We start from the raw sequence: 13,732 nt of genomic DNA on the forward strand, positions 1-13,732 counted from the left end.
TGCATCCATCCGGCATTCCCGACTGCTGCAAACCGACTCCATAGCATCAGCGTGCGCATGCAGTATCGCGATGTGGTCGGGCGTTTTGCCCGAAGCGGCGTCGAGATATTCCCGGCTGATCAGTGAGCCAGCTCGCAGTAAAGGCGTGAGCTCCGCGCCCGGCACTTCGCGCCGCATGCGCGCCGTCGCGTCGTGACGCGCCGCTGCGAATGATGCGCAATCGCAGCAAACTATTCGCGTCGATCGGTGTCGCGCGACTCGTTCGGCGGTTCATCCTCTCATCAAAAAAAGATCGGCAGTGCGAATAATGTTCACGCCTTGCGCCCCAGGCCGCGCACCACATGTCCGCACCGCAATTCTTGGGTGAGGTTTGGGTTCCCAAACCGCCCAGTTGCGAATTGTGGAGACAAGACTATGGACTTCCTCGGTTTTCTTAATGGTTCAGGTTTAACCCAGCCTGCCATTTGGATCGCTGCAGCGGTCGCATGTGTGATCCTGCTGCGCATATCGAACGTATTTCGCTACATTCCCAACAATCAGGTCGGTATCGTCGAGAAGCTGTGGGCGATCAAGGGCTCGATCGATGACGGCTTCATCGCGCTGAACGGCGAGGCCGGCTACGAGCCGGAAGTGCTGCGCGGCGGCCTGCACGTGATGTTTCCCTTCATGTACCGGATCCACCGCTCGGACCTCGTGACCGTCGGCCAGGGCAAGATCGCCTATGTGTTCGCGCGTGACGGCGCGCCGCTGGAGCCGTCGCAGGTGCTCGGCGCCAACGACACCGAAGACAAGTCGGACTTCCAGGATGCGCGCCGCTTCCTGCTCGGCGGTGGCCAGAAGGGCCCGCAGCGCAAGATCCTGCGCGAAGGCACCTATGCGATCAACACCACGCAGTTTGCCGTCATCACCGACGAGCGCGTCTACGGTCATGCGCTCAGCGAGCGGGAACGCGGCGTGCTGGAGAGCATGCAGCTGACGATCACCGAGCGCTGGGGCTTTGCGCCCGTCGTGCTGGCGGCCGATCACGACCTGGTCGGCGTCGTCACCGTGCATGACGGCCCGTCGCTGCCTCCGGGCGAGATCATCGCGCCCGAAGTCGGCATCGAGCTGCGCGATACGTCGACCTTTCACAACAATTTCCAGGAGCCCGAGAAATTCCTGAGCGCCGGCGGCTATCGCGGCCGCCAGCTCCAGGTCATCGTCGAGGGCACCTGGTACATCAACCGCCTGTTCGCGACCGTCGAGGCCGTGCCGAAGACGGTGATCCCGGTCGGCAATGTCGGCGTCGTCATCTTCTACACCGGCCCGCGCACCAACGACGTCTCGGGCGAGCAGTATCGCCATGGCGAGCTGGTGCTCAACGGCAGCCGCGGCGTCTGGAAGGACCCGCTGCTGCCGGGCAAGTACGCCTTCAACACCTATGCCGGCAAGATCGAGGTGATCCCGACCGTCAACTTCATCCTGAAATGGATGCGCGGCGAGGTCGGTGCGATGAAGCTCGACGAGAACCTGTCGGAGATCTCGCTGATCACCAAGGACGCGTTCGAGCCGACGCTGCCGCTCTCGGTGGTGATGCATATCGACTACAAGAAGGCGCCGATGATCATCCAGCGCTTCGGCGACGTGAAGAAGCTGGTCGAGCAGACGCTCGACCCGATGGTCAGCGCGTTCTTCAAGAACATCGCGCAGAAGATGACGCTGATCGAACTGCTGCAGAACCGCGCCGCGATCCAGGCGGAGGCGGCGCACGACATGAAGGCGAGGTTCGAGAGCTATTCGCTCGACCTCCAGGAGGTGTTGATCGGCACGCCGCGCGCGGCCCCCGGTGACCACACCATCGAGAACATCCTGATCCAGCTCCGCTCGCGCCAGATCGCGCGCGAGCAGATCGAGACCTATCAGGAGCAGGAGAAGGCCGCGGTGCAGGAGCGCGCGCTGAACGAGGCCAAGGCGACGGCGGCGGCGCAGACCGCACTGACGCAGTCGCTGATCCAGGTCAAGGTCAACGAGAACGAGGGCGCGGCTGCGCTCGCCCGCGCGCAGAAGGATGCCGAGACGAGGAAGGTGACCGCGGCCGCGGTCGGCGAGCAGTCGCGGCTCGAAGGCAAGGGCGAGGCCGACCGGGTGCTGGCGGTCGGCGCCGCCAACGCGCAGGCGACCAAGCTGTCGGTCGATGCCTATGGCGGGCCGGAATACCGGCTTGCCGAGCAGAACTTCGCCAAGTTCGCCGATGCGCTGACGCGCATCAACCAGCCGCTGGTGCCGCAATTCCTGATGTCGGGCGGGCAGGGGCAGGAGGGCGGCAGCGCGGGGCTGATCCCGACTGCGATGCTGAGCTCGATGTTCGGGCAGATGATGCCCGGCGCATTGGAGAAGTTGAAGGACGAGGCACCGAAGGCCGTGCGCCGCACCAACGGCCAGTGATGCAGTGATGGTGCGGTGAGATAGCCGGGCCACCGCCGCGAAGGAAGTGCGCTCCCTCTCCCGCTTGCGGGGGAGGGCTGGGGCGGAGGCTCTTTCCACGAGTCACGTCGAGGAGATAGCCCCAACCCGCCGCAAGCATAGGGCAGTTGCATCTGCGTCTTTGCCAGCCGCGCAGATGCTTGGCCTCGTGGTTCGAGATGCGGACAACAATCACCTTCGGTGGCTATGGGTCCCGGCCTTCGCCGGGACGACGATGAGGATAGTTCTCGTTTCAAGTTGCCACACCACGCGACGTCATCACCCGCGAAAGCGAGGGCTTTGCAGAAGTCTGCCGGGATGATTCTCTTTGGTGAAGGATTCGCCGGAGGAACGGATGGCGGAGCGGCAGATTGGTCAATTGAGCTTTACCGACGGGCTGGTGAATGACGCGGCTCGAGCCAACGCGCCTTTGCAGCGAGTATCGGAACTGGTCGACTGGAGCGCGATTGAAGCGCTGCTGAGCGGCTTGCGTAGCGGGTCGATGGGAGCGCCCGCTTACCCGTCGCTGGCGCTGTTTAAGGCGCTGTTGCTGCAGCAATGGTATGGGTTGTCCGATCCGGGCCTTGAGGAGGCGCTGGTGGACCGCCTGTCGTTCCGGCGCTTTCTGGGCCTGTCGCTGAGTGAGCCGGTACCGGATCATTCCACGCTGTGGCGTTTCCGCGAACAGCTGGCCAGGAGCGGGCTGGCGGAGCGCGCTTTTGCCCTGATTACGGCGCAGATCGAGAAGTCCGGCTTCGTCTTGAAGCGCGGCACATTGATTGACGCTTCGCTGATCCGCTCGGCGGTTAATCCGCCCGAACCACCGGATCCCGATTTGCCCCCGGATGCGGACGGGCGCCCCGCCAGCAAGCTGGTCAAAAGCCCTCACGATCCTGACGCCGCCTGGACCAGGAAGGACGGCAAATATGCCTTCGGCTACAAGATGCACGTGGCGATGGACCAAGGCAGTCGCATCATCCGGCGCCTTGCCTTTACGCCAGCCAATGTCAACGACACCGTGCCCGCCGACGAGCTGATCTGCGGCGACGAGGCAACAGTCTACGCTGACAAAGCCTACGATACCATCGCGCGACGTGGGCGGCTGAAGCAGATGGATATTCGCGACGGCATTATGCGCAGACACAACCGCTGGCTTCGCTTGGGGCCTTGGGCGGTGCGTCGTAACGCGGTCATCTCGCATCGACGCGCGCCGATCGAACCGTTGTTCGCATTGCTCAAGCGCGTCTACGGCCTTGCGCGTGCCCGCTATCGGGGCCTGATACGCAATGCCGCAGCTTTCCAGCTCGCCGCGACCGCGATCAATCTCCAGCGATGGGCCAGGACGCCACCCCACATCGCCTAACCAAACGAGGCACCCAGCCATCATGGCTGGCCCGTCCAGCCGCTAACCGGCCCAAACAACAGCCGTCCGGCCCCGTCGAGCTGTTCGACTTTCGCAAAGCCCTCGCGAAAGCGGGTGATCCAGTATTCCAGAGACGGCTGTGCTTGAGCCGATGGGCCGCGCGGCGTACTGGATCGCCCGGTCGAGCCGGGCGATGACAGCGGTGGACGAGAGATACGTCTTGTTTCGCGGCCAGACTGTAGACCCTCATCGTGAGGAGCGCCACGCGAGGGGGTGCTTGCACGATTTCGGAATAATGGAATTGTGCCGCTGAGTTGCCCGACGTGTCAAGTGGCCGCGTCGAGCGCCGGCAGCCGACGGCTACTGTGCATGGGGTTGTTTTCGATATTTTGGCCGTGCGCAGCTATTCCGTCTTGTCGACGTTCCAGAACACCGGCGGGGCCGGGCCTTCCAGCACGCCGGTGAGCGATTTGCGCCAGGCGCACGGCAAGCGGAACTGGCCGAGCGGGACATAGATCACCTGCTCGTAGGCTTGCTTCTGGATCTCCACCGCGAGCTTCTTCTGGTCCTCGGGGGAAGTGGCGCGCGCGTAGGCGTCGCGCATCTGTTCGAGCTTGGCGTCCTCGGGCCAGCCGAACCAGGCGCGCTTGCCGTTGGCCGCGATCTGGTTGTTGACGATCGGGTTCATCACCTCGGTCGCGCCGGTGAAGGTGAAGAACAGGTTCCAGCCGCCTTCCTTGGGCGGCTTCTGGCTGGCGCGGCGGCTCACCACGGTCTGCCAGTCCGTCACCTGCGCATCGACATTGAAGCCGGCCGCGCGCAACAGCTGCGCTGCGACGGTCGGCGGCCCCTTCAGTGTCTGCACGTCGCCGGGGATCATGATCACGACCGGCGTGCCGTCATAGCCCGAGGCGGCCAGCGCCATCTTGGCCTCGGCCATGCCGTTGCCCTTGATCAGCGTCTCCGCGCCGGCGTCGCTGGCGAGCGGCGTGTCGCAGGCGAAATACGAGCCGCAGATCTCATAGTATTTTGCGTTGCCGACGGTGGCGTCGAGCACGTCCTTCTGGTTCATCGCCAGGAATGCCGCGCGGCGGATCTTCGGATTGTCGAACGGCGGGTGCAGGAAGTTCATCCGGCCTTCGATCTGGAAGCCGAACTTGTTGAGCACGGCCACGGTCAGATCGGAATTGGCTTCGAGCACCGGCACCAGGTCGATTGACGGCTGTTCCAGGAAATCGATGTCGCCGGACTGCAGCGCGTTGATCGCGGTCTGCGCGTCCGGCATCGTGATCCATTCGACGCGATCGACCTTCGCGACCTTGCCGCCCGCCAGCCAATCCGGCTTTTCCTTGCGCGGCACGTAGTCGGCGTTGCGCTCATAGACCGCCTTCACGCCCGGCTGGAATTCCGCGGTGACGAATTTGAACGGCCCGCAGCCGATCTGCTCGGCGATCTGCTTGCCCGGCGGCGTCTCCGCAAGCCGCTTCGGCATCATGAAGGCGACATAGGAGGACGGTTTTGCCAGCGACTCCAGCACCAGGCCGTACGGCTCCTTGAGCTTGAGCACGATCGTCTTCGGTCCGCCGGCCTCGAGGGAGGCGGTGAATTCGGCGAGCTTCTGCGCCATGCCGTCGACGACGGTCCAGCGCTTCAGCGAGGCGATGCAGTCCTCCGCCGTGACCGGCGCGCCGTCATGCCATTTCAGACCGTCGCGCAGCGTGAAGGTGTAGGTGAGCTTGTCGTCGGAGATGGTCCAGTCCGCCATCTGCGGCCGGACCTTGAAGCTTGAATCGATGCCGAGCAGCGTGTCGTAGACCATGTAGCCATGGTCGCGGGTGATGTAGGCGGTGGTGAAGCCGGGATCGATGATGCGCAGATCCGAGTGCATCACCGCCGATATGGTCTTGCCCTTGCCGGCGGCGCTGGCGCGGGATGACAGGATCGCCGGGGCCGCGATCGCCGGCGGTACGCTGGCCGCGAGCTTGAGGAGCATTCTGCGCGAAACATCGACCATTCGCCGTCCCCCATTTGTCGTTGCGCCGGCCCGCAGGCTGCAGCGAGCCGCATGCTTCACCAATCCGTGACTCAAAGCAAGCAAGGGCCGTGCCGCTGATCTCTGAATCTCGGCGCAGGTTCGCGCGGACAGGTGACGTGGAACGTTCGATGACCTTCGGCGGCGGCGGGCCGCGGCACTGCGCAAGCGCGCATCCTGCATAGGAGCCTGCGCTTCCTGCCGCACCTCGCAGGCTGTTCGGACCCCGCTTCGCCGTGTAGGCTTGCAGTCCTGCGGCCAGCAATAAGGCCATATCCCCTTGAGGGAACAAGCAGCCGAGGGAGACCAGAAGAACCGTCATGACCGATATCCGATACGTAGCACCGCGCACGCTTGATGAAGCGATTGGCGCATTCGCTGCCGCCGGAAGTGCCGCCCGCATTATGGCAGGGGGCACTGATTTGTTGGTGCAAATGCGCTCCGGCCTGGTGCGGCCGGGATTGATCGTCGACATCAAGAAGATCGGCGAGATGACCGAGATCACCGAGGCCGCCGATGGCGGTTTCCGCGTCGGTGCCGCCGTCTCCGGCATGGAGCTCGCCGACCACGCGCGCTTCGGCAAGGTGTGGCCCGGCGTGCTGGAAGCCGTGAACCTGATCGGCTCGAAGCAGGTGCAAGGCCGGGCCTCCGCCGGCGGCAATCTTTGCAACGGCTCGCCGGCCGGCGACAGCGTGCCGGCGATGATCGCGGCGGGTGCAATCGTCACCGTGCAGGGCCCGAACGGCCGGCGCGAGATGAAAGTCGAGGACGTGCCGGCCGGACCGGGCCGCACCAACCTCAAGCCGGGCGAGATCCTCGTCAGCTTCACGTTGCCGCCGCGGCCCAAGGCCTCGGGCGATGCTTACCTGCGGATGATTCCGCGGACCGAGATGGACATCGCGGTGGTCGGTATCGGCGTCAGCCTGACCTTGCAGGATGGCGTCTGCACCGCGGCGCGCGTCGGCCTCGGCGCGGTGGCGCCGACCGCGCTGCTGGTTGCGCCTGCAGCGCAGGCGCTGATCGGCTCGAAGCTCGACGCAGCGGCACTGGAAGCGGCCGCTGCGGCGTGTCGCGCCGCCTGCCGTCCGATCGACGACAAGCGCGGCACTATCGCCTATCGCACCAAAACCGCCGGCGTGCTGCTCAAGCGCACCGTCGCGATCGCCGCCCAGCGCGCCGGAGGACACTAGCGCCATGCCGAAACTGCACGTCACGACTTCCGTCAACGGCGAGCCGGTCGAATTCCTGTGCGAGCCCTATGAGACCATGCTCGACGCGTTGCGCGGGCAGTTGGGACTGACCGGCTCCAAGGAAGGCTGCGCTTCGGGCGATTGCGGCGCCTGCTCGATCACGCTCGACGGCCGCCTGGTCTGCTCCTGCCTGATGCTGGCGGCCGAGGCCGAGGGCCACGAGATCCGGACCATCGAGGGCATGGCCAAGGGCGACAAGCTGCATCCCCTGCAGCAGAAGTTCCTCGAACATGCCGCGCTCCAATGCGGCATCTGCACCTCGGGCATGCTGGTCGCCTCCGAGGCGTTGTTGGCGCGCAACTCCAATCCGACCGAAGAGGAAGTGCGTTTCTGGCTCGCCGGCAATCTCTGCCGGTGCACCGGTTACGACAAGATCGTCCGCGCGGTGATGGAGACCGCAGCCGAAATGCGGGAGATGCGGCCATGAACGTCGTCAACAACAAGTGGATCGGCCAGCGCACTATCCGGCCCGATGGCGTCGACAAGGTGACGGGCCGCGCGGCGTTCGCCGCCGACACCACCATGCCCGGCATGATCTGGGGCAAGGTGCTGCGCAGCCCGCATCCGCATGCCCGCATCAGGTCGATCAAGACCGCGAAGGCCGAGGCGCTGCCCGGCGTCAAGGCGGTGGTCACCTCGCGCGACATCGTCGATTTCACGATCGAGAAGGGCGCCGTGATGCTCGGCATCCAGGACATGCGCTGGATGTGCCGCAACGTGATGGCGCGCGACAAGGCGCTGTTTCCCGGCCACCCGGTCGCAGCCGTCGCCGCGACCACGGAAGCGATCGCGACCGAGGCCTGCAAGCTGATCGAAGTCGACTACGAGGTGCTGCCCTGGGCGATCGAGATCGACGACGCCTTGAGGCCCGACGCGCCGATCCTGCACGAGTTCAACAAATTCGACGGCAAGCCCTCGAACATCATGGGCCGCATCGAGTCCAAGAAGGGCGATATCGCGCAAGGCTTCAAGGACGCCGATGTCGTGATCGAGCGCTCCTTCACCACGCGCCCGGTGCACCAAGGCTATATCGAACCGCATGCCTGCCTGATCTCGGTTGCGGCCGACGGCAAGACCACGATCTGGTCGTCGAGCCAGGGCCAGTTCATGGTACGCGCGATGACGTCGATGCTCACCGGCATCCCGCAGAGCGACATCCGCGCGATTCCCGCCGAGATCGGCGGCGGCTTCGGCGGCAAGACCATCGTCTATCTCGAACCGCTTGCGACCTTGCTCGCCAAGAAGTCCGGCCGCCCGGTCAAGATGGTGATGACGCGCGAGGAGGTGATGCGTGCCACAGGTCCCACCTCGGGCTCGAAGAGCACGGTCAGGATCGGCGCCAGGAAGGACGGCACCATCGTCGCCGCCCACGGCAGCTTCTATCTGCAGGCCGGCGCTTTCCCGGGCTCGCCGATCCGCGGTGCGGTCGGATGCAGCTTCGCGCCCTACGACATCCCGCATGTGCTGTCGGAAGGTTTCGACGTCTGCTCCAACCGCTCCAAGGTGGCGGCCTATCGCGCGCCCGGCGCGCCGATCGGCGCCTATGCGGTGGAATGCGTGCTCGACGAGCTCGCAGAACGCCTCAAGATCGATCCGCTGGCGCTGCGATTGAAGAACGCGGCCAAGGAAGGCACCAAGGCCGCGCATGGCCCGGTGTTCCCGCGCATCGGCTATATCGAGACGCTGGAGGCCGCTAAGAACCACCCGCATTACGCCGCGCCGCTCGGCAAGTATCAGGGCAGGGGCGTCGCTTCCGGCTTCTGGTTCAATGCCGGCGGTGAATCGTCCGCGCAGGTCAACATCACCGAGGATGGCAACGTCGTCGTCACCACGGGGCATCCCGATATCGGCGGCTCGCGCGCCGGCATCGCCAACATCTGCGCCGAGCTGCTCGGCATCGACTACAAGCGCGTCTCCGTGATCATCGGCGACACTCAGACGGTGGGCTTCTCCAACCTCACCGGCGGCAGCCGCGTGCTGTTCGCCTCCTCGATGGTGGTGACGCAAGCGGCCGACAAGGTGATCGCGACCTTGCGCGAGCGCGCGGCGAAGCTCTGGGAGATCGATCCTGAAGCGGTGAAGTGGGAGAACGGCGCCGCGCATCCCGTCAGTCCGAACGCCGGCCAGTTCGAGCCGCTGACGCTCGCCGACCTCGCCGAGAAGGCGCCGTCGCAGGGCGGCCCGATCGGCGCCAGCGTGCAGCTCAACACCCAGGGCGCCGAGGGCGGCTTCGGCACCCATATCTGCGACGTCGAGGTCGATGTCGATCTCGGCATCGTGCGCGTGATCCGCTACACCGCCGTGCAGGATGTCGGCCGCGCCGTGCATCCGAGCTATGTCGAGGGCCAGCTGCAGGGCGGCGTCGCGCAGGGCATCGGCTGGGCGCTGAACGAGGAGTACATCTACAACAAGGACGGCAAGGTCGATAATCCGGGCTTCCTCGATTACCGCATGCCTGTCTGCTCCGACCTGCCGATGCTCGACTGCGCGCTGGTCGAGGTGCCGAACCCGAAGCATCCGCAGGGCGTCAAGGGCGTCGGCGAGGTGCCGCTGGTGCCGGTCATGGCCGCGGTCGCCAACGCTGTCCACAACGCGCTCGGCAAACGCTTCTACAGCCTCCCAATGTCGCCGCCGAAGGTCTCGGCGGCGCTGGATGCACCGGCGCAACAGGCCGCGGAGTAGAGCGTGGTGGGCGGGTCAGGCTCGCCGTGAACGGATGAGGATGACCCACCCCGACGAGCTCGCCGCCTACATGATCTTCGGCCGTGGCGATTGGGCCGCATTGCGCGCCGGCACGTCGCTGACGCTGTCGGACGCCGATCTTGCGGCCCTGCGCGGTCTGAACGGGCCGATCGATTCCGCCGAAGTCAGCGACATCTATTTGCCGCTGACGCGCCTGCTGAATCTGCATTTCTCGGCGGCGCGCAACCTTGCGCAGGTCAAGGCGGAATTCCTCGGCCGGCCGGCCCGCCGTTCGCCCTACATCGTCGCGCTGGCCGGCAGCGTCGGCGTCGGCAAGAGCACGTTCGCGCGCGTGCTGTGTGCGCTGCTCGCCGGCTGGGCCGACCATCCGCGTGTCGAGCTGGTGACGACCGACGGATTCCTGCATGCCAACGGCGTGCTGGAGGAACGCGGCCTGATGCGGCGCAAGGGCTTTCCCGAGAGCTACGATCTGCCGCGGATGCTGCGATTCCTCGCGGCCGCAAAGGCCGGTCAAGGTGAGCTCGAGCTGCCCGTCTACTCGCATTTGATCGGCGATATCGTGCCGTCGGAACGGCAGGTGATCCGGCAGCCGGACATCCTGGTCTTCGAAGGCCTCAACGTGCTGCTGGCGCGCGGCACAGCGCCGGTGGTGGTCTCGGACTTCTTCGACTTCTCGATCTATCTCGATGCCGATGAGGCCGACATCCAGTCCTGGTATGTCGAGCGCTTCCTCAGGCTGCAGCCGACCGCGTTCCGGAACCCGGCCTCGTATTTCCACCATTACCGAGACCTTCCGCCCGCCGATGCGCGCGAGGTGGCCGAGCGGCTGTGGCGTGAGCATCATCGCGCCAATCTCCGGGAGAACATCCTGCCGACGCGAACGCGCGCCGACGTCGTGTTGCGCAAGCGCTCCGACCATTCGATTGGCGAGGTCTGGTTGAGGGAGACGTAGCGCAAAGAAACGTAAGGCGGGTTGCACTCCGTTAATCCGCGCTACGTTTTCGCTGTCACCCCAACTCCTTCCCCAGCTGCGCAAGCACCGTCTCGCAGGTCATCAGATCGAGATGTCCGCCCCCGGCGTTCTTGAAGAAGGTGATGTCGTCGGCTGACTGCCGGCCTTTGACCTTGCCGGTCGCGAGATCATAGTGATCGCCGAGCACGTCGCTTTCCTTGATCGCGCCGCTCGCGATCGGCGCCAGGATGTCGCCGACGCCGTCGAAGGCGGATTCGCGGCGGTCGACGAAGATGCGCGATCGGCGCGCCGCCTCGTCATCGGACTCGCGGGTCTCGGGGGTGAAGCCGCCGACCAGGTCGAGATGGGTGCCGGGGTTCAAATTGGCGCCCTTCACCAGCGGCTCGCGCGAGCGGGTGCAGGTGGTGATGATGTCGGCCTCACGCGTCGCGGCGTCGAGGTCGGTGACGACGTCGGCGGCGATGCCGTCGTCTTCAAGCTGTGCGGCGAGCTCCTGCGCGCGCTCGACTGTCCGGTTCCAGATCCGTACCCGCCGCAGAGACGGCCGCACCGCGCGGTGGCCGCGCACCAGCCAGTGCGCCATCTCGCCGGCGCCGACCACCAGCAGCGTCTCGGCGTCCGGCCGCGCCAGATGCTTGGCGCCGAGCGCGGAGTCAGCCGCGGTCTTCCAATGGGTGATCTCGGCGGCGTCCATCACCGCCAGCGGCCGCCCATCATTACCGTCGAACAGCACGCAGACCGCCTGCACGGCCGGCAGCTTGCCGTGCGCGAGGTTGCCCGGGAAGCTGGTGTAGAGCTTGGTCATCATGAAGCGGCCGGCATCGACCGCGCTGCGCGTCACCAGCTGCTGGCCTCTGTCGTCGCCGAGATAGCTGTCGTGCACCGCGATCTTCGGACGCCGATGCGCGGCCTCGATCGCCTCGATCAGGATCGGAAAGCTCAGGACGCGGTTGACCTCGCTGTCGTCGACAATATGCACGTGCTTCTCTCCTCAGGCGCCCTTGCGCTCCGCCTCAGGCGCGCTCGGCGCCAGAAATCGGTCCGGACTGGATAGCGCGTGGGGAAGGCCAGTCAACCGGGCATGCGCCGCCGCGCGGCACTTGCTATCCTGCGCACCTGATTCTCTCGCAGGTCTCCGCAAGCCGTGGTTGCAATTGTCGTCGCCATCCTGATCTTCATGCTACTCGCCGGCGCCGCGCTTGGAACCATGGCGATCCATGGCCGGCTCCAGGACCATCACCGCAGCGACGAGACCAATACCTCGGTACGCCTGGTCGCGACCCTGTTCGTCACCATGCCGTCGCTGCTGCTCGGCCTGATGATGAACAATTCGGCCAGCACCTATGTGGCCGTCGACCGCAATTTGCACGTCTTCGCCACCGACCTCATCCTGCTCGACCGCAGCCTGCGGCCGCTCGGCCCCAGCGCCGACGAGCCGCGCCAGCGGCTGCTCGCCTATGTCGAGCAGGTGCTCAAGGATGTCCCGATCTCGCGCGCCAACGAGGTGTCCGAACATCTGCTCGACGAGGTCGGCAACAGTCTCCGCGAGCTGAAGTTCAACGACGAGCAGAAGATCGCGTTGTGGAACGAGGCGCGGTCGGTCTATCGCCAGGCGGTGCAGCAGCGCTGGACCTTTGTCGAGCAGTCCGACAGCTCATTCCCGTCACCGCTGATTTGCATCCTGGTCGGGTGGCTGACGCTGATGTTCGCGACGCTGGGCTTTCGCGCGCCGCGCAACGCGGTCGTGGTCGCGACCTATATCGCCGCCGCGGCGCTGATCTCGGCCGCGATCTACCTGATCCTCGAAATGAGCACGCCGTTCACCGGCCCGATCCAGCTCTCCGATCGCCCGCTGGTGCGCGCGGCCGAGGAGATCAGGCGGTAAGACATCCGGGACACGTGCAGGTATTCGCACGTGCTTCCTGTTTTATTCCGCTGCAGTCAGAGATCACCAGGAAAATTCTTCGCGCGCCGCCGACGGAATACGAAGCGTGCTCCGGCGTCCTTACGCATGCAAGCCATTTGCATTCGAAAGGGAGACATCATGAAGACAACGCTCGCACTCGCACTCGCCGCCGCGGCTTCGTTCGCGCTCGCATCCGCCGCCTTTGCCGCGCCGCCGACCAAGACCGGCACCACGGCGAAGGGCTTGGTCCTGACCGACAGCAAGGGCATGACGCTCTACACCTTCGACAAGGACAGCGACGGCAAGTCGGCCTGCAACGGCCCCTGTGCGACGAACTGGCCGGTGCTGAAGGCGGAAGCCAGCGACAAGGCCGAAGGCGGCTATACCATCATCTCGCGTGACGACGGTTCCAAGCAGTGGGCCTACAAGGGCAAGCCGCTCTACACCTTCGCCAAGGACCAGAAGGCCGGTGACATCACCGGCGACGGTTTCCTCAACGGCGCCTGGCACCTCGCCCAGCCGTGAGATCAGCAGGGCGGGTTAGCGAGCGGGTTGCGCGACCGCTAACCCGCCCGGCGATCGCACTAGCGGCCGCCTCCGCCGCCACCACCGCCGCCGCCACCGCCTCCACCGGCGTTGAGCAGGCTCTGATTGTAGCGCGGATCGGACTGTCTCATGTAGGCCGGCGAAGTGTCGCGGTTGCGCGCACGGCCCGGATCGGCCTGCGCGACAGGCTGGCCGCATCCTTCCGTGAACAGGAAGAAGCTGCAGGGCGGAACGATACGCGGCTGAAATGCATGGGCTGCGGTGGTCGTCAGCGCCGTCGTGGCGACGGTCGTAGCCAACACCGCGGTTGCCGCGAGGGTGGTGGTGCTCGCGACGGTGAATAATGTTGCTAACGAAAATCTTGATCGCATCGACATTGGAAATTCCATCCTTCGGTTCGGCGAAACCGGAATGGCCCGCTCGTCGAATTGGACGGGGCCTGATGGAAGTGGGTTCGAGAGGGAAGCGGCGATTTGGCGCCGCGGACACGACAACGTGAAGGCGCGAATGCTCGCGC

At 65.4% G+C, this 13,732-nt stretch carries 11 protein-coding genes; 8 read left to right on the forward strand and 3 right to left on the reverse strand.

The window, feature by feature from the left end; translation table 11 throughout:
* Nucleotides 1-414 precede the first annotated feature (414 nt).
* Nucleotides 415-2,424: an SPFH domain-containing protein gene (locus XH92_RS19335; protein WP_194460608.1), complete on the forward strand. Its 2,010-nt coding sequence runs from the start codon at nt 415-417 to the stop codon at nt 2,422-2,424.
* Between the two features lie 373 nt (nt 2,425-2,797).
* Nucleotides 2,798-3,805 carry an IS5 family transposase gene (locus tag XH92_RS19340; protein WP_194455643.1) on the forward strand — a complete coding sequence of 336 codons (1,008 nt, stop codon included), beginning with the start codon at nt 2,798-2,800 and terminating at the stop codon, nt 3,803-3,805.
* Between the two features lie 403 nt (nt 3,806-4,208).
* Here the strand turns inward: XH92_RS19340 and XH92_RS19345 are convergent, their stop codons facing one another.
* Nucleotides 4,209-5,819, reverse strand: a complete 1,611-nt coding sequence (locus tag XH92_RS19345; protein ID WP_194460609.1) for an ABC transporter substrate-binding protein — start codon at nt 5,817-5,819, stop codon at nt 4,209-4,211.
* Between the two features lie 347 nt (nt 5,820-6,166).
* Here XH92_RS19345 and XH92_RS19350 point away from each other — a divergent pair, with 347 nt between their 5' ends.
* From XH92_RS19350 to coaA, 4 genes are read left to right on the forward strand one after another with little or no spacing between them, the layout of a single operon-like run.
* A complete protein-coding gene (locus XH92_RS19350; RefSeq protein WP_194461330.1) occupies nt 6,167-7,027 on the forward strand; it encodes a xanthine dehydrogenase family protein subunit M in 861 nt (286 codons plus the stop codon).
* Nucleotides 7,028-7,031: 4 nt separating this feature from the next.
* Nucleotides 7,032-7,514, forward strand: coding sequence for a (2Fe-2S)-binding protein (locus XH92_RS19355; protein WP_194460610.1), 483 nt, complete (start codon nt 7,032-7,034; stop codon nt 7,512-7,514).
* On the forward strand, nt 7,511-9,769 hold the full coding sequence (locus XH92_RS19360) for a xanthine dehydrogenase family protein molybdopterin-binding subunit (RefSeq protein WP_194460611.1): 2,259 nt from the start codon (nt 7,511-7,513) through the stop codon (nt 9,767-9,769). Before XH92_RS19355 ends, XH92_RS19360 begins: the two co-directional genes overlap by 4 nt.
* Nucleotides 9,770-9,803: 34 nt before the next feature.
* On the forward strand, nt 9,804-10,742 hold the full coding sequence (gene coaA, locus XH92_RS19365; RefSeq protein ID WP_210345563.1) for a type I pantothenate kinase: 939 nt from the start codon (nt 9,804-9,806) through the stop codon (nt 10,740-10,742).
* A 55-nt stretch (nt 10,743-10,797) separates the two neighbouring features.
* On the opposite strand, the gene XH92_RS19370 is transcribed toward coaA, so the two are convergent.
* A complete protein-coding gene (locus XH92_RS19370) occupies nt 10,798-11,742 on the reverse strand; it encodes an ornithine cyclodeaminase family protein (protein WP_194460613.1) in 945 nt (314 codons plus the stop codon).
* A 165-nt stretch (nt 11,743-11,907) separates the two neighbouring features.
* On the opposite strand from XH92_RS19370, the gene XH92_RS19375 reads away from it, so the two are divergent.
* Both XH92_RS19375 and XH92_RS19380 read left to right on the forward strand, forming a co-directional pair.
* Nucleotides 11,908-12,648 carry a hypothetical protein gene (locus XH92_RS19375; protein WP_194460614.1) on the forward strand — a complete coding sequence of 247 codons (741 nt, stop codon included), beginning with the start codon at nt 11,908-11,910 and terminating at the stop codon, nt 12,646-12,648.
* A 159-nt stretch (nt 12,649-12,807) separates the two neighbouring features.
* On the forward strand, nt 12,808-13,194 hold the full coding sequence (locus XH92_RS19380; RefSeq protein ID WP_194460615.1) for a hypothetical protein: 387 nt from the start codon (nt 12,808-12,810) through the stop codon (nt 13,192-13,194).
* A 59-nt stretch (nt 13,195-13,253) separates the two neighbouring features.
* Here the strand turns inward: XH92_RS19380 and XH92_RS19385 are convergent, their stop codons facing one another.
* Nucleotides 13,254-13,517, reverse strand: a complete 264-nt coding sequence (locus XH92_RS19385; RefSeq protein WP_194461730.1) for a hypothetical protein — start codon at nt 13,515-13,517, stop codon at nt 13,254-13,256.
* Between the last annotated feature and the right edge of the window lie 215 nt (nt 13,518-13,732).

It is taken from the genome of Bradyrhizobium sp. CCBAU 53421 (assembly GCF_015291625.1).
GTDB lineage: Bacteria > Pseudomonadota > Alphaproteobacteria > Rhizobiales > Xanthobacteraceae > Bradyrhizobium.